Here is a 20,308-nt window from a genome sequence, read left to right as displayed (position 1 = left end):
CGCCGCGGCTCAGCGCTTCTTCTTGCGGTAGATCTGGTAGCGATCGAAATCCATCAGGTGTTCGTAGTGCGCGAAGGCGTCGGCAAACACCTGATTCTGCCGGAAGTACTCGAGATAGTCGAAGATCTTGCCCTGGCAGCGGGGAATTCCGGGGATCGTGTCGACGATCAGGAGATCGGGCTTGCCGTGGGCGAAGTCTTCGGAAACCGCGTCGTAGACGAACTTCTCGGTGTCGGACATCGTGTCCGGCGCATTGTAGAGCGCCGGAAAATCCTCACAGGTCGCATAGACACCCTGCAGCACCCACATGGTGAGGAAGCGCATCGTCATGCGCCCGCGGGTGTAGTTCAGCATCGGCCAGAACGGGTAGATGCCGGGCGACAGCGCGAGGATGGTTCGATGCGGCGCATTCTGCTCGACGATGTGCCGCAGGAGGCCGCCAACCGAATCCTCGTATTGGCGCTGCTTGAGGAACGGCGGCGTGTAGAGCGCCGCCTGGAAGTAGAGCAGCACCATCAACGTCGCCGATATGACCGCCACCGGCAGGCGATGGCTGCTGCGGCTGATCGGCAGGAAGCGATCGACGGTCTGGGAGATGGTGAGGGCCGCGAGCAGGATCGCCACCGACAGGGCGGGCAGGAGATGATAGGGCCAGCCCTTGGCCTGCGAGATCGCCGACGCGGCGGCGCCGATGCCGAAGGCCAGCAGGGCGCGGGCAGCGAGCGTATGGGTCAGGAAGACGGCGAAGGCACCGAAGACCAGCAGCGCCAGCAATGTCGGCGCCATCACGTTGCCGGTCAGGATCTGCCACCAGCCCGCATCACCGATCGGCTCGTAGGCTTCGACCGCCAAGGGCATCACGAAGCGGCCGTAGGCGGAGAACACCGTATACATCAGCACGAGATGAATCACGGCGACCGCCAGGATCGACCATGGCATGAGGTCGGACAGACTCGCGCGCCAACCGCGCCGCAGCAGAAGGTAGAGTTCGACCGCGGCGGGAATGGCCAGGAAATACGGCTTCAGCGCAAAGGCGACGCCGGACACGAGGCCGATAGCGATGGCACTGCCTGGCCTGAAATGAGCCCCTTCCGCGCGCGCCATCGAGGCGAACAGGTAAGGCGCGCTGGCCACGAACATGATGTGCTCGCGCTGCCCGAAATGCTCGTTCGGCAACACCGTGAACAGGAACAGCAGGACCGGAGGCAGCAGGCCTTCCGTCAGCGCGTGGTCGGCGGACGGGATTTGCCGGATGAGGCGGCGGCAGGCGAAGAACGAGGCGAAGATGCCGGCCACGACCCAGGCGGTGAACCAGAAGGGAACGCCGCCCGGCAGGACCTTGGCGGTCAGCACCGGCAGGGCGTGCACGATGAAGGTCAGCGGCAGGTTCTCGTCGATGACATCGACATAAAGCCTCTCGCCGGCGACCCAGCGGCCGGAGACATCGAGGATGGCGCCCACATCATGGTTGATGGGTGGGAAGAAATAGCCGGTGAGCCACAGGATCGGCAGAGCAAACAGCGGCAGCAGGAGAAGCTGCTCGAGGCGGGGCGCGTGAAGCGGCGGCTTATGGGGAGCGGTTGGCAAGGCGGGGCGAAGATATCATAAGCGGGGCAAGGAGCGACAAGCAGGAGCGTCGAGCGTGGAGCGGACCGAGTACGAGCGCATGCATGCCGTGGAGGACCGTATGTGGTGGTATCGCGGTTTGCGTCTCCTGGTCGCCGACTTTCTTGTCGCGGCACTGCATCGCTCGGCGGCGTCGGGGGCGGTGCTGGATGCGGGTTGCGGCACCGGAGGCATGCTGGCGCGGCTCGGGTCCGATGTGCACGGCCATGCGACCATCGGGCTGGAATACGACACGGCTGCCGCGGCGCTCGCGGCTGCGAAGACCGGGCGGCCGGTGGCGGTAGGGTCGGTCACCGAAATGCCGCTGGGCGACGGCCGCCTCGCTGGATATCTGTCCCTCGATGTCCTTTGCCACACCGGCGTCGAGCCAGATCTCGCCCTCGACGAGGCGCGGCGTTGCCTCGCCCCCGGCGGCATCGCCGTTTTCAATCTCCCGGCCTATTCCTGGATGTTGTCGGCACACGACAGGCGCGTGCACAATGCGCGCCGTTTCACGCTCGGCCAGGCACGCCGGCTGCTCGCCAACCACGGCTTTCATGTGCTGTCATCGACCTACTGGAATATGCTCTTGTTTCCCCTGATGCTGTTGCACCGACTGATCGAGCGAGAGGATGCCGAAAGCGATGTCCGCGACTTTCCGGCCTGGCAGGACCGCCTGTTCTCGGCGGCGCTGGCCATGGAGCGTTGGGCAATTCGTGCCGGGTTGCGTCTGCCGTTCGGCGGCTCGCTCATCCTGATGGCCGAACGCCATGGCTGACGCGCCCGCGCTTTCGATCGTGGTCCCGGTCTATAACGGTGCCGCCACGATCGGCGAACTCGTTGCCGCCCTGCGGGCCCTCGAGATCGAGGACGGACTGGAGATCGTCCTGGTTGTGGATGGCAGTCCCGACAACAGCCTCGACGTCTGCAAGCAGCTCGCTGCCCAGCCCGGCGCTCCGGTCACGGTGCTGAGCCTCAGCCGCAATTTCGGCGAGCACAACGCCGTCATGGCCGGGCTTGCGCGTGCGCGGGGCGCCTATGCGATCACGATGGACGACGATCTGCAGAACCCGCCGGGCGAGGTGAAGCGTCTGTTCGAATATGCGCGGGACGGCAATTACGATGCCGTCTACACCTACTACGAGGAGAAGAAGCACGCCGCCTGGCGCAACTTGGGCAGCCGCTTCACCAACTGGTGCGCCGACTATCTGATCGACAAGCCTCGCGGCCTGTATCTGTCGAGCTTCCGCTGTCTGTCGGCCTTTGTCCGCGAGCAGATCTCGTCGGGATACGAAGGACCCTATCCTTATGTCGACGGCCTGGTATTCCAGGTCACTCAGAATGTCGGCCGGTTGCAGGTCCATCATTTGCCGCGCGCCGAAGGTCGGTCCAACTACACGCTCTCCCGCCTGTTCCGGCTGTGGCTGTCGATGTTCCTGAATTTCTCCGTGATTCCCCTGCGCTTCGCCACGCTGTTCGGTATTGCCTTCGGGACGCTGGGCGCGCTTGCGGCGGTGATCGTGATCGCCGAGGCGATTTCCGACCAAAAGCCACCGCAGGGCTGGGCCTCGCTGATGGTGGCTGTGCTGGTCCTTGCCGGCGTGCAGTTGGTCGTGGTCGGGCTGATCGGCGAATATCTCGGTCGCATGTTCCTCGCCGTCAATCGCAAGCCGCAATACCTCGTGCGCGAGGTCTTCCGGCGCAAGGCCGAGGAGGGGAGCGGCGGCCTCGCGGTCGAGCGGCCGGCGCCGGATACGAAAGCGGCAGGGCATCCGCATCGCGAGCCAACTCGTTCGGGGGCATGACAGATGTTGGTCAACTACGTAGCGCTGGGCATCGGGATCCTGGCCGGCATCGCCGGCCAAATTCTTTTGAAGCAGGGTGCCGATGCGCCCGACTTCGTCAGCCAGGTGTTTCGCCCTTCGACCCTGTGTGGCCTTGCGCTCTATGGATCCGCCGCCTTTCTCTACATCATTGCCTTGCGCAAGATCCCGGTGTCCGTGGCCTTTCCGAGCGTGTCGCTGTCCTATGCCATCGTCGCGGTGCTGGGGCACTTCCTGTTCGGCGAGCCATTCGGTCTGAGGCAAGTCGGAGGCATCGTCCTGATCGTGTGCGGCGTGGCATTGATCAATCAGGGGTGAGGAGACGGGTGTGAGCTACGAGCAGATCAAGTACGAAGCCAAAGACGGCATTCTGACCATCACGCTGAACCGTCCGGACAAGCTCAACGCCTTCACCGGCAAGATGCTCTCGGAATTGCTGGACGCGATGGATCGTGCCGATCGCGACGACGATGTTCGGGCGATCGTCTTCACCGGGGCTGGGCGCGGCTTCTGTGCCGGGGCCGATCTCTCCGGCGGCGCCAATACCTTCAATGCCGAAAACCGGGGGTCTGTCGATCCGGGCCTGGACGGCCATCGCGACGGTGGCGGGCTCTTCACCCTGAGACTCTACGAATGCCTCAAGCCGACCATTGCCGCCTGCAATGGCCCCGCGGTGGGCGTCGGCGTGACCATGCAGCTCGCGATGGACATCCGGCTCGCCTCGGACGCCGCCCGCTATGGCTTCGTGTTCACGCGCCGTGCCATCGTGATGGAGGCCTGCTCGAGCTGGTTCCTGCCGCGGCTGGTCGGCCCGCAGCAGGCCTTGGAATGGGTGATGACCGGTCGCGTGTTTCCGGCTGAAGAGGCGTTGCGGGGGCGGCTGGTCCGGTCGGTGCACAAGCCGGACGAATTGCTGCCGGCAGCCTACGCGCTGGCGCGCGAGATCGCCGACAACACGGCACCGGTGTCGGTCGCCCTCAACCGGCAGATGATCTGGAAGATGCTGGGCGCCGATCATCCGATGGAAGCCCACAAGATCGATTCCAAGGGCATCTATGCACGAGGCAAGTCGGACGACGTGAAGGAAGGTGTGACCGCCTTCCTCGAGAAGCGTCCGGCCCGCTTTCCGATGAAGGTCAGCACCGGCATGCCATCCTATTTCCCGTGGTGGACGGAGAGAAAGTTCAGCTAGCGGCGTCCAGCCAACGGGCCCACCGAACGGCGAGCTGGAGATAGTTGCGGGCGAGGTATAGTTGCGGCAAGTTTTGCCGGCATTCCTGGGAGGGAACAGAAAAAATGACCAAGCTGCACTTGCGGCGCCGTTCGGTATTGGCGGCGGCTCCGGCTCTTGTCGTCGGCACCGTCGCGGCGCCCTACATCGCCAGGGCGCAGGGCAAACCGGAGAAGCCGAAGGTCGTGCTGGCGGTCGGCGGCAAGTCGGCTCTGTATTACCTGTCGCTGACCATCGCGGAGAAGAAGGGCTTCTTCAAGGATGCGGGTCTCGATGTCGAGATCAACGATTTCCAGGGCGGCTCGAAGTCGCTCGAAGCCTTGATGGGCGGTAGCGCCGATGTGACCTCGGGCGCCTACGAGCACACGATCCGCATGCAGCAGCGCGGCCAGCCGATCGTCGGTTTCGCTCTGATGGGACGAGGCATGCAGATCGCTATCGGCCTGCGCAAGGACATCGCGGCCAAGGTCAAGGGTCCGGCCGACATCAAGGGCATGAAGTTCGGCGTCAGTGCGCCGGGTTCGTCCACCCACATGCTGCTGCTGAGCTGGGCGGCAAAGGGCGGGCTCAAGGCAAGCGATGTGATCGCGATCGGTGTCGGTGCCGGGGCGACGGTCGTCGCCGCGGTCGAGAAGGGCCAGGTCGACGGCGTGTCGCAGACCGATCCGGCGCTGACCATCCTGCAGGACAAGGGTCTCATCGACATCAAGGTCGACACGCGCACGACCAAGGGCAATCAGGAAGTTTTCGGCGGACCGTTCCCGGCCGCCTGCCTCTACACGCAGCCCGGCTTCCTCAAGAAGAATCCCAACACGGCGCAGGCGCTCGCCACCGCCATCGTGCGTGCCGACGAATGGCTGCAGACGGCGTCGCCGGCCGATGTCGCCAATACCGTGCCCGAGGCGTACCTGCTGGGCGACCGCGCGATCTACGAGAAGTCCTTTGCGGGCGTGCGCGAGACGATCTCGCCGGACGGGATGATGCCGCCGGGTGCGATGGAGAACTGCCTGAAGTTCCTGTCCGATGCCGATCCGAAGATCGCGGCCGACAAGGCCAAGATCAAGCTCGAGGAGACCTGGACCAACGAGTTCGCGCAGCGCGCCAAGAAGCACAGCTAGGCGTGCCCAGCGATGAGTAGCGTACCTGCGCTGGCGCTGGAGGACGTGACGTGCCGGTTTGCCGGGCGGGACGGCGGAGCAGCCTACACCGCCGTGGCAAACACCACGCTGACGGTCGCCAAGGGCGAGTTCGTTTCCGTGGTTGGGCCGACTGGCTGCGGCAAGTCGACCTTGCTGAACGTGGCGGCGGGATTGCTGGCGCCGTCATCGGGAATTGTGAACATCTTCGGCGAACGCCTGATGGCGGCGCAGGGCGTGAACAAGCGGGCCGGCTACATGTTCCAGGCCGATGCCCTGATGCCTTGGCGCACCGGCATCGACAATGTGATCGCCGGCCTCGAGTTCCGTGGTGTCGCGCGAGCCGATGCCCGCCAGCAGGGCGAGCAATGGCTGCGCCGTGTCGGGCTCGCCGGGTTCGGCGATCGCTATCCGCACCAGATGTCGGGCGGCATGCGCAAGCGCCTGGCGCTGGCGCAGACGCTGATCACCCGACCCGACATCCTGCTGATGGACGAGCCGTTCTCGGCCCTCGACATCCAGACCCGACAGCTCATGGAGAACGAGCTGTTGGCGCTGTGGGCGGAGGACAGGAAGTCGGTCCTGTTCATCACCCACGACCTCGAGGAAGCAATCGCCTTGTCGGACCGCGTGCTGGTGCTGTCGGCTGGTCCCGGAACGCACCCGATCGGCGACTTCCGCATCGATCTGCCGCGGCCGCGCGACGTTTCCGAGATTCGTATGACGCCCGCCTTCCTGGCTCTTCACAAGGAGATCTGGGGTGCCATGAAGGAGGAGGTATTGAAGGCCTACGAACGGCAGAGGGCGGCCTGAGATGCGGCTTCGCGTTCTGCAGACCCTGATCCTCTGCTTCCTGGTCGCGCTCTGGTACGTCTTCACCAAGCCCGGACTGATTCCGCCCTTCTATTTCGAGCAGGACAATCGCGCTGCCTTCTTCTTCGGTGAGCCGCAGAAGGTCCTGGCGGTCATCATCGACTGGTTCGTGTCGGGCGACATCTTCGTCCATCTGGGCGTCACGTTGCTGGAGACGGCCCTCGGCTTCGTCATCGGTTCGGTGTTCGGATTGGGCATCGGTCTCTGGCTCGCCCTGTCGCCCACCGCGTCGGCGGTGATGGATCCCTACATCAAGGGCTTCAACTCGATGCCGCGCGTCGTGCTGGCGCCGATCTTCGCGGTCTGGTTCGGCCTCGGCATCTGGTCGAAGGTCGCGCTTGGCGTCACGCTGGTTTTCTTCGTGGTGTTCTTCAATGTCTATCAGGGCGTGCGGGAGGTGAGTCCGACATTGATCGCCAATGCCCGCATGCTGGGCGCCTCGCGGCGCCAGTTGCTGCGCTCGATCTATCTTCCGTCGGCCATGAGCTGGGTGTTCGCGAGCCTGCACAACGCGGTGGGGCTTGCCTTCGTGGGTGCGGTGGTCGGCGAGTATCTCGGCTCGGCCCAGGGCGTCGGCTACCTCATCCTGCAGGCCGAGGGGACGTTCGACGTGAACACGGTCTTCGCCGGCATCATCGTGCTCACGATTTTTGCGCTGGTTCTCGATGCTCTCGTCAGCGCGGTCGAAGGCCGACTGATGACCTGGCAGCCTCGCGCCAGCGAAACCGAGAAGGTCTGATTCGACCGGGTGCTGGGAAACTCCCGCTCCGAGGTCGGATCGTCATTCGCTGAGCCTGCACGGTCGGAGCTGCCCGGCATCGCGCCCGCAAAGCGGCCGGAGGCAGCTCTACTCGATCGGCTCGGAACGGCAACTGATGGACGGACTGGATTGCTTGACATGCCCAACGGCTTGCGCAACTAGCCCGGCTCGGTCTCTCCAGGAGTAGGATACCACCATGAGCATTCGCGTCGGCATCGTGGGGATCAGCGGTTTTGGCGGCGGCGAGGCGATGCGCCTGGTGGCGAGCCATCCGTCTTTCGAACTGGTCTACGCGGCGGGCGAAGGCAGCGCCGGCAGCAAGCTGGTGGACCGCTTCCCCGGCGTGCCGGCCCGGCTGGCCGAGCTGGTGATCGAGAAGTGGGATCCCGCCACTCTGCCGAAGCTCGACGTGCTGTTCGCGTCGCTGCCCACGGGCGCTTCGGCCGAGGCGTTGGCGCGCGTGCCCAAGGACGTGAAGATCGTCGATATCGGCGGCGACCACCGCTATGTCGACGGTTGGGCGTATGGCCTGGCCGACGTCTGGCCAACCCAGATCGAGGGCCAGACCCGCGTCGCCAATCCCGGCTGCTACCCCGCGGCGACGCTGAACGCGCTGGCGCCGCTGCTGGTGAACAAGCTGATCGAGCCCGGCAACATCGTGATCGACGTCAAGACCGGCATCTCCGGCGCCGGCCGCGGCGGCGCCGACAGCAGGTTCGGCTACGCCGAGAGCAACGAGAACCTGGTGCCCTACGGTCTGCTCAAGCACACCCACATGCCCGAGATTGCCAAGACGATCGAGCGGCTGAGTGGCGGCAGTGCAGCCGGGCTGGTGTTTACGCCACACTTGATCCCAATGACCCGCGGCGTCCTCGCCACCATCTACTGCCGCGGCCGCGCCACCACGGAGCAATGCCTGGACGCGGCCCGGCGCTTCTATGCCGGGCGGGCGTTCGTCCGCGTGACCGACAAGCCACCACAGACCAAGTGGGCGACCGGCTCGAACCTCGCCTTCGTCAGCTATGCGGCCGACCCGGAGCGCAACCTGGTGATCGCGATGGGCGTGGTCGACAATCTCGGCAAGGGCGCGGCCGGTCAGGCGGTGCAGAACGCGAACCTGATCTGCGGCCTGCCGGAAACGGCGGGGCTGGACGGCGCGCCTGTGTGGCCGTGAGCGTGTTGGCCTCATAGAAGGCCAGCCGCTTACGCCGACGCACACGACAGTCGCCGGACCGGCCCGCGGGCCGGAAACCGTTCCGGGTCGATGACTGTCACGGCAGCCAGCTAAAGCAGCTCGGCGAGACGACTGTCAGAACCGAGGCAGGTATCGACGATGGCGAAGACCTCGTCAGCGAGTGCGGTGCCGATGACCTCTTCGCGCCTCAGGGCCCGCGTTGCCGGCCTCGACTTGCCTTGGGTCGTCGTATCGACGACGCCCATTCCCGGACCGGTTTCGAGGCGCCTGTATTCCAGGGCCACGACCATCCGGTCCTCGGCCGTGGTTCCGTCTCCCCAGTCGCCGATGATCACGTTGATGCTGGCGCCGCGATCGGCAATGCGATCGACCGTCCAATGAAAGAAATAGGCCGCTCGCGGCAGGTCGTCGGCATAGACGTGGCCCCAAACCGTCCGGCTCCTTTGCCCGCACCACGGACAGGAGGCCAGCTCGTTCGAGCCCGTCGGTTCGATCTCCAGCGACAGGTCCATCTCACGTGCCGGTGAATTTCGGGGCGCGCTTTTCCAGGAAGTGCGCCACGCCTTCCTTGAAGTCGGCGGTCTGGAACGAGAGTTCCATCTCGTGGTTGGCCTGGACGGTGGCCTTGGCCAGGGTCTGGAACTGTGCCTCCCAGAGCTGGCGCTTCATGACGCCGACCGAGCGCGGCGACACCGTATCGGCGATCAGACGGGCGTAGGTCCGCGTCTCGGCCATCAACCTGTCGTCGGGTACCACCCGGTTCACCAGTCCGAGGGACAAGGCTTCGGGGGCCCGGAACTTACGGGCCGAGCACAGGAGGTCGAGGGCGGCCGGCAGGCCGACCAGCCGTGGCAACAGCCAGCTGACGCCATGCTCGGCAATCAGTCCGCGCTGGGCGAACGCCGTCGTGAAGACGGCCGATTCGGCGGCAAAGCGCATGTCGGCATAGAGTGGAATGACAAAACCCAGCCCAGCGGCGGGACCATTGATGGCTGCAATAATGAGCTTGGGGATGGCCGGGAAATAGGAATAGTTCATCCGGAAATCAGCAAGCGTACTGCCGCCGGCCAGGTCACCTGCTGCTTTGGCGCTGCGATCCGCAGAGCCGCCGGCACCGATCGCCTGGAGGCCGCTCATGTCGGCCCCGGCACAGAAGCCACGCCCGGCGCCGGTGAGAATAATGACGCGCACGTCGGGATCGCTTCCAGCCGCATGCATTGCCTCCTTCAGGTCGAGATGCATCTGGCGCGTCCAGGCATTGAGCTTCTCGGGACGATTGAGGGTGATCGTGCAGATCGACTCCTCGACGTCGTAGAGCACCGTTTCAAATCGCATTGCTGGGCATCCTCCTGTGCGTTTTTGTGGATCGCATTACGGGAAAATCCGCGTAACGATACAAATGGAACTGCAGCGCTACAATTGTCACCCGATGAACTGAATGAGGCGGTCTGGTTTTTGGCTACAGTCTCGTCCGAAACGTTGCTCCGGCGGAAATTCGGCCGCGAGGGGAGTGATCCTGTGTTATGTTGCTCAATCTAGGAAAAAAGACGGACCGAGGTAGGAAATGGCAAAACGGGAGTTCGCCCACCCCAATGAAATGCACAAGTATGTGGGACAGGAAATCGGCGTCAGCGATTGGGTTGAAGTTACACAGGACCGCATCAACCGCTTTGCCGATGCGACCGGAGACCATCAGTGGATCCATGTCGATGTCGAGCGGGCCAAGAAGGAAATGCCGGGTGGCAAGACCATCGCCCATGGCTTCCTGACGCTGTCGCTCATCCCGATGCTCAATCATCAGATTTCACACATCAACAACGTGCGCAACGGCATCAACTACGGTTGCAACAAGGTCCGCTTTACCAGCCCGGTTCCGGCCGGTTCGCGGGTCAGGGCGCGGGCCAAGCTGTTGGCCGCGGATCCGATGGCCGGCGGTGGCGTGCGGCTGACCAATCAGATGACGATCGAGATCGAAGGACAGGAGCGGCCCGCCTGCGTGGCCGAGACCATGTCCATCGTCTACGGCCTGTAACTTCCTTCTGTCGCGTGACCCCATGGCGTTGCTGAAACGTGAAGAGCTGAGCCACGAGCGTATCGAGCAGATCGTCGCCGATGCGCGCGCCGCCGGCTATGATTTCTTCCTGACGGCGGAAGAGCGGGCGGCAAGCCTGAACGAGGCGCTCGAGCGCTTCGGGCCCGACGACGATGCCTGGGTGTTCGCCTACGGGTCGCTGATGTGGAACCCGGCGATCGACTATGTCGAGGCCTCGCCGTGCCGCGTCGAAGGCTGGCATCGTTCCTTCTGCTTCTGGACCCCGATGGGGCGCGGCACGCCGGAATTGCCGGGGCTCATGCTGGCGCTGGAGCGAGGCGGGAGCTGCGAAGGCATTGCCTATCGCCTGGCGCCGCACCAGGTGCGCAGCGAACTGGCCATTGTGTGGAACCGGGAGATGCTGTCCGGTGTCTACAGGCCGCAATGGATTCCGACCCGCCTGCGCGACGGCCGCCTCGTTACCGCCGTGGCCTTCGAGGTCGATACGGCGCACTGCCAGTATTGCGGAAACCTGTCGATGGAGCGCAAGGCGCACCACATCGCCTTCGCCGAAGGCCGTCGTGGTGCTTGTCGCGACTATCTGGCCAACACGGCGGCGCATGCCCGCGCGCTGGGGATCATCGATCCCTATATCGAGGAGCTGATGGAGCGTGTGGCGCATCTGCGCGGCGAGGATGTCGCGCCATCGGCCGAGGTCCTGCACAGCGCCTGAGCTCGCGATTCGAAATCGATATCGATCGTCATAGGTCGATCATTGTGCATCGATCATCGTGCGCCAATGCAGCGGCTGTGACATAGTCACCGCGTGTTTCCCTCCCTGACGTCTTCGTTCGTGCTCCGCTGGCGGGCACTGTCTCCCAATCTTCGCGGCATTCTCTGGGTTGGTCTGTCGGGCGTGCTGTTTGCGCTGCTGAACGTGTGCACGCTCATTCCGGCGCAGCATCTCAACTCCTATGTGATGTCGTTCCTGCGCTACTTCTTCGGCTCGCTGTTCCTGCTGCCGATCGTCCTGCGCCGGGGCCTGTACGGATCGCTGCGCACCAACCGGCTCGCGCTGCATGTCTCGCGCGGGGCTCTGCACACCGCCGGCATGTTCCTGTGGTTCATCGGCCTGCCGCTGACGACGCTCGCGAGCGTGACGGCGCTCGGCTTCACGGGGCCGATCTTCATCACCATTGGTGCCGCGCTGTTCCTGGGCGAGGACGTGCGGTTGCGGCGCTGGATCGCCGTCCTGGTGGGCTTTGCCGGTGCGATGATCATCATCCGGCCCGGTGTCGGCGATATCGGCATCGGTGCGCTCTGCATCCTGGCCAGCACGCCGATCTTCTCGGCCTCCAACCTGATCTCCAAGGCGCTGGCGCGAACCGACTCGGCCAATACGATCGTGATCTGGCAGAACATCACCATCGTGATGTTCGCCGCCCCCGTGGCGCTGTGGTTCTGGGAAACGCCAGCCTGGGCCGACATCCTGTGGTTCGTCGCCGCCGGCCTGTGCGGCACGCTTGGCCATCTCAGCCAGCAGAACGGCTACCAGCTGGCCGACATCACGCTGCTGCAGCCGATCGGCTTCCTGTCGCTGTTGTGGAACGCGCTGCTGGGCTTCGTGCTGTTCAGCCAGCAACCCGATATCTGGACTTTCGTCGGTGCCGCCGTGATCTTCAGCAGCGCCATGTACATCTCCCACCGCGAGGCCGTTCGGCGCGCCCGCATCAAGAGCGCGACGGCGACTCCAGGTTCGACAGGTTGAGCGCCGCCTGAGAGGGAAGGGCCGAATCGGAGGAGTTGTCCTTGAGCCTGACGCCGGAATGGCCAACGGCGAACATCTGCTGCAGCAGGTACGTCAGCCTATAGGCTGCATCGGCGTAGGAGAGACCGGCCGGCCGCACGTTCGAGATGCAGTTGCGATCGGCGTCGGTGGTTCCAGGTCCGGGCTGCCAGGTCATGTAGAGGCCGAGACTGTCGGGTGCGGACAGGCCGGGCCGTTCGCCGATCAGCACGACCACGGCGCGCGCGCCCAGCAGATTGGCGATCCTGTCGCCGATGCCGACGCGACCCCTTTCGACGATGACCAGGGGCGCCAGTCGCCATTTTCTGGCCTGCACCAGAGGCAAGGCCTGTTGCAGCAGCGGCAGCGCGTGTCGGGCGATTGCCGTTGCGGACAATCCATCGGCCAGCACGAAGACCAGGTCGTAAGATCCGGCGTGAGGGGCGAGCGCATCGGCGCCTTCCGACGACAAGCGCCGTCCGAGATCGGGCCGCAGCAGGTAGTCGCGCCGGGATTGGGCCGCGCTCGGTACCGTCAGGATCGGCAGGCCGAGCCCTTCGAGCGCGCGCCGCAGGTCCGCCACTTCCAGCGCCGCGTGCACGGCATCGCGGGCAATGGCATGGGCCAGCCGGAACTCGAGGAGAGGAGCCGTTGCCAGGGAGGCGCCGCTGCGTGTCAAGCTGATGCGGGCCGGCGTGAATCGACGGGCCCGATCCCAGATTTCCTGGTCGAGCCGGTCCGCGGAAGGGGATGCGTCCTGCCGTCGGTGATCGATCATGATCGCCCCTCAACCGGCCAGCATCTTGCGCATCGTGCCCGGCAGACTGGCCGGACGGATGTTGCGCTGCGGGTTCAGCAGTCCTTGCCGTTCGAGCCAGGCCTCGAATTCGGGCGCCGGCCGGCGACCGACTAGCTCGCGCACAGCCAGTACATCGTGGAACGAGGTGCTTTGATAGCCGAGCATGATGTCGTCGGCGCCCGGCACGCCCATGACGAAATTGACGCCGGCATTGGCCAGCAGGGTCAGCAGCACGTCCATGTCGTCCTGATCGGCCTCGGCATGGTTGGTGTAGCAGACATCGCAGCCCATCGGCAGGCCGAGGAGCTTGCCGCAGAAGTGGTCCTCGAGGCCGGCGCGGATGATCTGCTTGCCGTCGAACAGATACTCCGGACCGATGAAGCCGACGACCGTATTGACCAGCAGGGGATCGAAGTGGCGAGCCACGGCATAGGCGCGGGCCTCCAGGGTCTGCTGGTCGACGCCGTGATGCGCCTCGGCCGACAGGGCGCTGCCCTGGCCGGTCTCGAAGTACATCAGGTTGTTGCCGATCGTGCCGCGGCGAAGGGACTGGCCGGCGGCGTGCGCTTCCGCCAGCAGGGCGAGGTCGATGCCGAAGCTGCGGTTGGTTGCCTCGGTGCCGCCGATCGACTGGAAGACGAGATCGACCGGCGAGCCGCGCCGGATCAGCTCGAGCGTCGTCGTCACATGTGACAGCACGCAGCTCTGCGCCGGCAGCTCGAGCTTGAGCCGGATCTCCTCCAGCAGGCACAGCAGTTGGTGCGTGCGCTCGGGACTGTCGCTCGCCGGATTGATGCCGATCACCGCATCGCCGGCCCCGAGCAGCAAGCCATCCATGATGCTGGCGGCGATGCCGGCCGGATCGTCGGAAGGGTGATTTGGCTGCAAGCGCACCGATAGCCGTCCGGGCAGGCCGATGGTGGTGCGGAAGCGCGTGACGACATGGCACTTGGCGGCAATCGTCAGCAGGTCCTGCAGGCGGCAGAGCTTGCTGACCGCGGCCACCATTTCCGGCGTGACGCCAGGTCGGATCGCCGCCAGCGCGTCGGACGTGGCGTCGTCCGACAGCAGCCAGTCGCGAAAGCCGCCGACGGTCAGATGCGCGACGGTCGCGAAGGCGCCTGCATCGTGGGAGTCGATGATCAGCCGCGTGACCTCGTCCGATTCGTACGGCACCACCGCGTCGGAGAGAAACGTCCGCAGGGGCAGATCGGCGAGCGCATACTGGGCCGCGACGCGTTCCTGCGCCGATCCGGCGGCCAGGCCTGCCAGCACGTCGCCGCTGCGCAGCGGTGTTGCCTTGGCCATCAGGGTCGCAAGCGTGTCGAAGGTGTAGCGATGGCCCCCGATGGTCGCGCTGTACATCGGCGCGGTCAGCCGCCGGTGACGCTCATGTGCCGAGGCACTGCAGGCGCGGTGTGGCGACGATCGATCATGAAATCGTGGCCCTTGGGCTTGCGCGCGATCGCCGCGTCGATGGCCTTGTCGAGCAGCTCGTCGCTGTCCGAGGCGCGCAGCGGCGCGCGCAGGTCAGCGGCATCCTCCTGGCCCAGGCACATATAGAGCGTGCCGGTGCAGGTGAGGCGCACGCGGTTGCAGCTTTCGCAGAAGTTATGGGTGAGGGGCGTGATGAAGCCCAATCGTCCGCCGGTTTCCTCGACCTTGAAGTAGCGGGCCGGGCCGCCGGTCCGATAGTCGGTCTCGGTGAGCGTGAAATGCCGGGCGATATTGGTGCGGGCCAGCGACAGCGGCAGGTACTGATCGAGGCGGTTCTCGCCGCCGATCTCGCCCATCGGCATGACCTCGATCAGGACGAGGTCTATGCCGCGACCGTGGCTGAAGCGGATCAGCTCCTCGAACTCCATGTCGTTGACGCCGCGCAGGGCGACGGCGTTGATCTTGATGTGCAGGCCGGCCTGCTGGGCCGCGTCGAGGCCGCGCATCACCTGGTCGAGATCGCCCCAGCGCGTGATCTGGCGGAACTTGGTCGCATCGAGCGTGTCCATCGAGACATTGACGCGGCGCACGCCGATATCGGCGAGTTCGCGGGCGTATTTGGCCAGCTGGCTGCCGTTGGTGGTCAGCGTCAGCTCTTCGAGCGCGCCGCTCTCCAGATGCCGGCCGAGTCCCCGGAACAGGGACATCACGTTCTTGCGCACCAGCGGCTCGCCGCCGGTCATGCGCAGCTTCCTGACGCCCCGGCGGACGAAGGCGGTGCACAGCCGTTCGAGTTCCTCCAGCGACAGCACCTCGGCCTTGGGCAGGAACGTCATGTCCTCGGCCATGCAATAGACGCAGCGGAAGTCGCAACGATCCGTCACGGAGACGCGCAGATAGGTGATATGGCGGCCAAAAGGATCGATCATGACGGCCGGATAATGGGGATGACCGTTATGCGCTGCAAGGGCTACGCGGACCTCATGTTTCCGGTCCCGCCACCGGCACCCGGCCGTCCTTGACGGCCGCCAGCAGCGCCGCATGGTCCAGTTCCGTCTGCTTGGCATAGGCCATGGCGAAGGCGCCAATGGCCTCGTCGAAGGCAGGGCTTTTGCCGAGATAGGCGGAGAGGACCACGGCGTCGCCGGTGCGGGCATGGGCGCGCGCCAGGACCTCGCCGCAGATCGCGGCATAGCGGCGAAGCTGGCCCGGCGGCATGGCCTCGACCTGGGGCTTGACCTTGGCGTCCCGCAGCTGGCGGATATAGAGGTGGCGTCCGGTCGGACCGGTCGTGAAGCCGAGGAAGATGTCCGAGGCGGCCTGCAGCAGGTGCTGGCCGCGCACCACACGCTCGCCATGATGCGCATGCGGGCAAGGGCCCGCATACGGCTCGAGCACCGACTGCGTCGCCTCCTTGAACTGGAGATAGAGTCCCTCGCCGTCGCCTGACACCATCAACATGACGCCGCAGAACGTGCCGACCGAGCCCACGCCCACGACCTTGTAGGCGACGTCCGCCAGGCGATAGCGCCGCAGTAGCGTGCGCCGCTCGGGAATCAGGGAGGCGATGTAGTCCTCGAGCTTGGTTTCGATGGCGGCCTTGAACGCGTCTGCCTCGGCGGGCGGTGCGTGGTAGACGAGCGGCGGCTGATCGTCGATGCGGGGAGTGGGGCCGCCGCTATGCTTGAGCGAGATCATCGCCACGGCATGCTTCAGCGCATTGCCAGCCTTCTCGAGCGTGTGGGCATTGACGCCGATCGAGGCGGCCACTTCCTTGTCGTCCATCGTGGTCGCCAGATACCAGGCGTCGAGCACCGGCATCGCGGCGACCGCCGTCATCGTCTCGCGATAGGCCTGGGCGCAGGCGACGGCAAGGTCGCGCCGTCCGTCCTTGTCGAGCAGTCCGTGGCCGGCAACGGCAAAGCTGGCGGCAAGGCGCTTCACATCCCACTCCCAGGGGGCCACCGCCGTTTCGTCGAAGTCGTTGATGTCGAAGGCGAGTCGACGCTCGGGCGTGGCGAAGCCACCGAAGTTCAGGCAGTGGCAATCTCCCGCCGCCTGGACTGGCAGACCCGTCGCCGGTGTGGCCGCCAGATCGGCGGCCATCACGGCGGCGGCGCCGCGCAGGAAGGCAAAGGGTGACGCAGTCATGCGCGCGTAGCGCAAGGGCAGCAGATCCTGCAGGCGCGTCTGGCCCTGCTCGATCAGGATCGCAATCGGATCGCGGCGGTCGGTCGGGGCTGTCCATTCGCCATGACTCTTGCGCGGGCAGTTGTCCCGCAAGGCATGGCCACGCGCGATACGCTCCTGCAGCGGCAAGGTATGGGTCTGCGGCGGCAGGCCGTCGATCAATGTCTCCATCGTAGCGGTCATGGCACGAGGCGCAGCAGGTTGTCGACGGTGTCGGCCTCCGCGGCCGGCTTGTCGGTGCGGATCCGGTTTATGCGCGGAAAGCGCAGCGATACGCCCGATTTGTGGCGTGTGGAACGGGCGACGCCATCGAATGCCACTTCCAGGACCAGCGACGGCTCGACTTCGCGCACGGGACCGAAGCGGTTCGTGGTGTGGTCGCGCACCCATTTATCGAGCCAGCGCAGCTCCTCGTCGGTGAAGCCGAAATAGGCCTTGCCGACGGGCGCAAGCTCGCGCTTGCCCTCGTCGGTCTCGCGCCAGCAGCCGAACGTGTAGTCGGAATAGAAGGAACTACGCTTCCCGTGGCCGCGCTGCGCATACATCATCACGCAATCGGCCAGCATCGGATCGCGCTTCCACTTGAACCACGGACCCTTGGGGCGGCCAGCGAGATAGGGACTGTCGCCGCGTTTCAGCATCAATCCTTCGATGCCGTCCTGGCGCATGGCCTCGCGCAGCTCTGTCAGATGCGCCCAGTCGGTGAAGACGACCAGCGGCGAGATGTCGAAGCGGGCGCGCGGCCGCTCCGCCATCCAGGCTTCGAGCCGGGCACGGCGGGCATCGAAGGGCAGGGCCCGCAGATCCTCTCCCTCCAGCCACAGCACGTCATAGAGACGGACATGGGCAGGATGTTCCTTGAGCATCCTGGGCGTCACCGTCTTGCGGTTGAGCCGCTGCTGCAGGTCGTTGAACGGCGCGATGGCTTCGTCGCGACGCACCAGCAACTCGCCGTCGAACACGCCGTCGAAATCGATCGCCTCGATGATGTCCGGAAAGGCACCCGAAACGTCCTCGCCGGCGCGGCTGTAGAGTCGCTTTACGCCGCCGGACGACGCGACCTGGACACGGATGCCGTCCCACTTCCACTCGGCACGGAAATGGCCCGGATCGAGCGTGTCGAGCTCGGTGCGGTCGATCGGATTGGCGAGCATCGGCGAGAGGAAGGCACCGCCCATGTTGCTGCGAGGCTTCGGTCCTTCTGCCAGCAGCCAGTCGAACAGGGGACGATAGGGCGCGCTTAGCCCGTGCCAGACCTCCTCGACCTCCGACACCGGCTGGCTGCCGATGTTCGCGACCGCCTGTTTGGCGAGCCGCGCCGATACGCCGACGCGCAGCGCTCCAGTCAGCAGCTTCAACAACGCCCAGCGTCCGGTGGCATCGAGCGAATCGAGCCAGCGCTTGAGGATGGCGGGCGTCTGCATCTTGGTGGCCCGCTGCAATGTCTCCACGACCTCGCCCAGGCTCGGCGGCGGCCCGGCATCGGGATTGCCTTCCCAGATCAGCGCCAGCGTCTCGGCCAGATCGCCGACATAATCGTAGGAGAGATGGAACAGCTCGGGGCCGATCTTGTCTTCGCCGAAACCGCGGAGCAGGGCGGGCTTGGCGGCCGGGAAATCGAGTTCACCCGTCAGCGCGGCTAGGGCCCAGCCTCGGTCGGGATCGGGCGTCTCCCGCAGATAGGTCTCGATCAGCCGCAGCTTGGCATTGCGCGCCGGCTGGAAGGAGAGCGAGTCGAGGAGTGCGGCAAAGGCCTGCATCAGGGCACGCGAGGAGCGTGGGATGCGTACGGCATCCGCAACCCCCTCACCCGACCTCTCCCCCGACCGGGGGAGGGTAATCGCCTATACAAAGATTTGCCGTCATCCCGAGCGAAGCCGAACGCAGCGAGGCGCAGTCGAGGGACCTTTTCTCTGCCGTCACTTCTGGATGGAAGCGGGAAAAGGGGTCCCTCGACTGCGCCGCCCTGCAGGCGGCTTCGCTCGGGATGACGAAACGACTTCATATGCAATTGCCCTACCCGCAAGGGGGAGAGGTGAGGGGGCAACGACGGGCGTCCGCTCGCGAGCCAATCTACCGTCGATGGACCGATCATCATCTCAGCCTTCGCCCTCTTCCTCGTCCCGACCGGCCACGTGGAGGGCCTCGGCGTCGATGCCGATCGAGCGCGCGTAATGGACAAGAGCCTCCTCGCGACCGTGGGTCACCCAGACCTTTGGCGCCCCGACATCGGACAGCGTCTGCTTGAGTTCGCTCCAGTCGGCGTGGTCGGAGATGATCAGCGGCAGTTCCGCGCCACGCTGGCGGGCGCGTGCGCGCACGCTCATCCAGCCCGAGGCCATGGCCGGCATGGGATCGAAGAAGCGGCGCGACCAGCGGTCGGCGATCGCCGAGGGTGGGCAAAGGACGATGGCGCCTTTGAAGGTTTCGAGGATGGCGTCCGACACCAGGGCGATGTCACCGAACTCGATGCCGTGCTGCTGATAGAGCGTGCACAGGTTGGCGAGGCCACCATGCAGCCAGATCCGCTTGTCGTACCCGGCGGCGCGCAGCAGCTTGATGACCCGCTGGCATTTGCCCAAGGCATAGACGCCCACCAGATGCGTGCGCTCGGGAAAGGTCTGCAGAGAGCGCAGCAGCTTGCCAATCTCGCCAGCATCCGAAGGGTGATGGAACACCGGCAGCGCGAAGGTCGCTTCCGTGATGAAGACGTCACAGGGGACGGGCTCGAACGGCGCGCATGTCGGGTCGGGCCGGCGCTTGAAATCGCCCGATATGACGATGCGCTGGCCCTTGTATTCGAGCACGACCTGGGCCGAGCCGAGAATGTGGCCGGCCGGCACGAGGCTCACGTCGACATCGCCGATCTTCACGCCATCGCCGTATTTCAGCGCCTGCTGCTGGGTATCCGGCATGTCCTGAAAGCGCGCCCGCATGATGGCCAACGTCTCGGGCGTGGCCAGGACCGAGCGATGGCCGGGCCGCGCATGGTCGCCATGACCATGCGTGATCACGCCGCGTGGGACCGCGACGGCGGGGTCGACATAGAAATCGCCCGGCGCGCAATAGAGCCCGCGCGGCGTCGGATAGAGCCAGGACCGGGGATTCATCACAGCTCCGTCCGACCCGTCCGGACATGAGGAATTTTGGGGAGTGACATTCGGCTTTTGTCTTCGATCCCATTAAAAAATGGAAAATTTAAGCGTTACACCCGGGTAACTGGCGCGTTTGCATGAGAATTCCTATTTGAGCCGCCGTTGGTCACAGATGTCTCCAGGCAGAACCGCCGCCAGCGTAAGCCCGACCGTACCCAACTGACGATTCCGGTCGTCAAATGCGCCGGCGGTCGCGTCGGTCGCGGTAGGATTGGACCCGTGCCAACCTCATATAGGTATTGTCATCATTACGGGCACGGCCTTCGCCGTCGCCGAGGAAGTACGT

At 65.2% G+C, this 20,308-nt stretch carries 20 protein-coding genes; 11 read left to right on the top strand and 9 right to left on the bottom strand.

What is annotated here, in order from left to right; all coding sequences use genetic code 11:
- Positions 1-9: 9 nt before the first annotated feature.
- Entirely contained in the window at positions 10-1,587 is a 1,578-nt protein-coding gene (locus B5D62_RS19660; RefSeq protein WP_085935629.1) for a hypothetical protein, read from the bottom strand.
- Between the two features lie 55 nt (positions 1,588-1,642).
- Between B5D62_RS19660 and B5D62_RS19655 the strand changes: the two genes are divergently transcribed.
- The 8 genes from B5D62_RS19655 (at position 1,643) to argC (ending at position 8,602) form a co-directional block, all read left to right on the top strand.
- Entirely contained in the window at positions 1,643-2,383 is a 741-nt protein-coding gene (locus B5D62_RS19655) for a class I SAM-dependent methyltransferase (RefSeq protein WP_231714874.1), read from the top strand.
- On the top strand, positions 2,376-3,410 hold the full coding sequence (locus B5D62_RS19650; RefSeq protein WP_085935628.1) for a glycosyltransferase family 2 protein: 1,035 nt from the start codon (positions 2,376-2,378) through the stop codon (positions 3,408-3,410). The genes B5D62_RS19655 and B5D62_RS19650 overlap by 8 nt, the downstream gene beginning before the upstream one ends.
- Positions 3,411-3,413: 3 nt before the next feature.
- Positions 3,414-3,746 carry a DMT family transporter gene (locus tag B5D62_RS19645; RefSeq protein WP_085935627.1) on the top strand — a complete coding sequence of 111 codons (333 nt, stop codon included), beginning with the start codon at positions 3,414-3,416 and terminating at the stop codon, positions 3,744-3,746.
- 10 nt (positions 3,747-3,756) lie between these two features.
- Entirely contained in the window at positions 3,757-4,620 is an 864-nt protein-coding gene (locus B5D62_RS19640; RefSeq protein ID WP_085935626.1) for a crotonase/enoyl-CoA hydratase family protein, read from the top strand.
- Positions 4,621-4,724: 104 nt separating this feature from the next.
- Positions 4,725-5,777 (top strand): ABC transporter substrate-binding protein, encoded by a 1,053-nt coding sequence (locus tag B5D62_RS19635; protein ID WP_085935625.1) that lies wholly within the window; start codon positions 4,725-4,727, stop codon positions 5,775-5,777.
- Positions 5,778-5,789: 12 nt separating this feature from the next.
- Complete coding sequence (locus B5D62_RS19630) at positions 5,790-6,608, top strand: ABC transporter ATP-binding protein (protein ID WP_085935624.1); 819 nt, start codon at positions 5,790-5,792, stop codon at positions 6,606-6,608.
- A 1-nt stretch (position 6,609) separates the two neighbouring features.
- Entirely contained in the window at positions 6,610-7,407 is a 798-nt protein-coding gene (locus tag B5D62_RS19625) for an ABC transporter permease (protein ID WP_085935623.1), read from the top strand.
- 217 nt (positions 7,408-7,624) lie between these two features.
- Entirely contained in the window at positions 7,625-8,602 is a 978-nt protein-coding gene (gene argC, locus B5D62_RS19620) for an N-acetyl-gamma-glutamyl-phosphate reductase (RefSeq protein WP_085935622.1), read from the top strand.
- Positions 8,603-8,712: 110 nt separating this feature from the next.
- Here argC and B5D62_RS19615 read toward each other — a convergent pair whose 3' ends face one another.
- Positions 8,713-9,135 carry a hypothetical protein gene (locus tag B5D62_RS19615; protein WP_085935621.1) on the bottom strand — a complete coding sequence of 141 codons (423 nt, stop codon included), beginning with the start codon at positions 9,133-9,135 and terminating at the stop codon, positions 8,713-8,715.
- Position 9,136: 1 nt separating this feature from the next.
- The gene (locus tag B5D62_RS19610; RefSeq protein ID WP_085935620.1) at positions 9,137-9,958 is read right to left on the bottom strand and encodes an enoyl-CoA hydratase; all 822 of its coding nucleotides are present in this window, start codon (positions 9,956-9,958) and stop codon (positions 9,137-9,139) included.
- A 229-nt stretch (positions 9,959-10,187) separates the two neighbouring features.
- Here B5D62_RS19610 and B5D62_RS19605 point away from each other — a divergent pair, with 229 nt between their 5' ends.
- The 3 genes from B5D62_RS19605 to B5D62_RS19595 all read left to right on the top strand — a co-directional run bounded on the left by B5D62_RS19605 (position 10,188) and on the right by B5D62_RS19595 (position 12,423).
- Positions 10,188-10,655: a MaoC family dehydratase gene (locus tag B5D62_RS19605; protein WP_085935619.1), complete on the top strand. Its 468-nt coding sequence runs from the start codon at positions 10,188-10,190 to the stop codon at positions 10,653-10,655.
- Positions 10,656-10,677: 22 nt separating this feature from the next.
- Positions 10,678-11,388: a gamma-glutamylcyclotransferase gene (locus B5D62_RS19600; RefSeq protein ID WP_085935618.1), complete on the top strand. Its 711-nt coding sequence runs from the start codon at positions 10,678-10,680 to the stop codon at positions 11,386-11,388.
- 93 nt (positions 11,389-11,481) lie between these two features.
- Complete coding sequence (locus tag B5D62_RS19595; protein WP_085935617.1) at positions 11,482-12,423, top strand: DMT family transporter; 942 nt, start codon at positions 11,482-11,484, stop codon at positions 12,421-12,423.
- On the opposite strand, the gene eutC is transcribed toward B5D62_RS19595, so the two are convergent.
- The 6 genes from eutC to B5D62_RS19565 all read right to left on the bottom strand — a co-directional run bounded on the left by eutC (position 12,386) and on the right by B5D62_RS19565 (position 19,977).
- Positions 12,386-13,219: an ethanolamine ammonia-lyase subunit EutC gene (eutC, locus tag B5D62_RS19590; RefSeq protein ID WP_085935616.1), complete on the bottom strand. Its 834-nt coding sequence runs from the start codon at positions 13,217-13,219 to the stop codon at positions 12,386-12,388. The genes B5D62_RS19595 and eutC overlap by 38 nt on opposite strands.
- 9 nt (positions 13,220-13,228) lie before the next feature.
- The gene (locus B5D62_RS19585; protein WP_085935615.1) at positions 13,229-14,605 is read right to left on the bottom strand and encodes an ethanolamine ammonia-lyase subunit EutB; all 1,377 of its coding nucleotides are present in this window, start codon (positions 14,603-14,605) and stop codon (positions 13,229-13,231) included.
- An 8-nt stretch (positions 14,606-14,613) separates the two neighbouring features.
- Complete coding sequence (moaA, locus tag B5D62_RS19580) at positions 14,614-15,606, bottom strand: GTP 3',8-cyclase MoaA (protein WP_085935614.1); 993 nt, start codon at positions 15,604-15,606, stop codon at positions 14,614-14,616.
- Between the two features lie 52 nt (positions 15,607-15,658).
- Positions 15,659-17,050, bottom strand: coding sequence for a DUF2252 domain-containing protein (locus tag B5D62_RS19575; RefSeq protein ID WP_085935613.1), 1,392 nt, complete (start codon positions 17,048-17,050; stop codon positions 15,659-15,661).
- A complete protein-coding gene (locus tag B5D62_RS19570) occupies positions 17,047-18,627 on the bottom strand; it encodes a cisplatin damage response ATP-dependent DNA ligase (RefSeq protein WP_085935612.1) in 1,581 nt (526 codons plus the stop codon). The genes B5D62_RS19575 and B5D62_RS19570 overlap by 4 nt, the downstream gene beginning before the upstream one ends.
- 339 nt (positions 18,628-18,966) lie before the next feature.
- The gene (locus B5D62_RS19565; RefSeq protein WP_085935611.1) at positions 18,967-19,977 is read right to left on the bottom strand and encodes a ligase-associated DNA damage response exonuclease; all 1,011 of its coding nucleotides are present in this window, start codon (positions 19,975-19,977) and stop codon (positions 18,967-18,969) included.
- Positions 19,978-20,308 lie beyond the last annotated feature (331 nt).

The sequence above is a fragment of the Enhydrobacter aerosaccus genome (genome assembly GCF_900167455.1).
Classification (GTDB): domain Bacteria; phylum Pseudomonadota; class Alphaproteobacteria; order Reyranellales; family Reyranellaceae; genus Reyranella; species Reyranella aerosaccus.
This window is presented reverse-complemented; position numbering and strand designations above follow the sequence as displayed.

Bases quoted from the DNA above. Each gene is read 5' to 3' on its own strand.
- argC (WP_085935622.1), top strand. From the start codon at position 7,625: ATGAGCATTCGCGTCGGCATCGTGGGGATCAGCGGTTTTGGCGGCGGC.
- B5D62_RS19630 (WP_085935624.1), top strand. From the start codon at position 5,790: ATGAGTAGCGTACCTGCGCTGGCGCTGGAGGACGTGACGTGCCGGTTT.
- B5D62_RS19625 (WP_085935623.1), top strand. From the start codon at position 6,610: ATGCGGCTTCGCGTTCTGCAGACCCTGATCCTCTGCTTCCTGGTCGCG.
- B5D62_RS19600 (WP_085935618.1), top strand. From the start codon at position 10,678: ATGGCGTTGCTGAAACGTGAAGAGCTGAGCCACGAGCGTATCGAGCAG.
- B5D62_RS19575 (WP_085935613.1), bottom strand. From the start codon at position 17,050: ATGACCGCTACGATGGAGACATTGATCGACGGCCTGCCGCCGCAGACC.
- eutC (WP_085935616.1), bottom strand. From the start codon at position 13,219: ATGATCGATCACCGACGGCAGGACGCATCCCCTTCCGCGGACCGGCTC.
- B5D62_RS19585 (WP_085935615.1), bottom strand. From the start codon at position 14,605: ATGTACAGCGCGACCATCGGGGGCCATCGCTACACCTTCGACACGCTT.
- B5D62_RS19645 (WP_085935627.1), top strand. From the start codon at position 3,414: ATGTTGGTCAACTACGTAGCGCTGGGCATCGGGATCCTGGCCGGCATC.
- B5D62_RS19570 (WP_085935612.1), bottom strand. From the start codon at position 18,627: ATGCAGGCCTTTGCCGCACTCCTCGACTCGCTCTCCTTCCAGCCGGCG.
- B5D62_RS19610 (WP_085935620.1), bottom strand. From the start codon at position 9,958: ATGCGATTTGAAACGGTGCTCTACGACGTCGAGGAGTCGATCTGCACG.
- B5D62_RS19605 (WP_085935619.1), top strand. From the start codon at position 10,188: ATGGCAAAACGGGAGTTCGCCCACCCCAATGAAATGCACAAGTATGTG.
- B5D62_RS19635 (WP_085935625.1), top strand. From the start codon at position 4,725: ATGACCAAGCTGCACTTGCGGCGCCGTTCGGTATTGGCGGCGGCTCCG.
- B5D62_RS19650 (WP_085935628.1), top strand. From the start codon at position 2,376: ATGGCTGACGCGCCCGCGCTTTCGATCGTGGTCCCGGTCTATAACGGT.
- B5D62_RS19565 (WP_085935611.1), bottom strand. From the start codon at position 19,977: ATGAATCCCCGGTCCTGGCTCTATCCGACGCCGCGCGGGCTCTATTGC.
- moaA (WP_085935614.1), bottom strand. From the start codon at position 15,606: ATGATCGATCCTTTTGGCCGCCATATCACCTATCTGCGCGTCTCCGTG.
- B5D62_RS19615 (WP_085935621.1), bottom strand. From the start codon at position 9,135: ATGGACCTGTCGCTGGAGATCGAACCGACGGGCTCGAACGAGCTGGCC.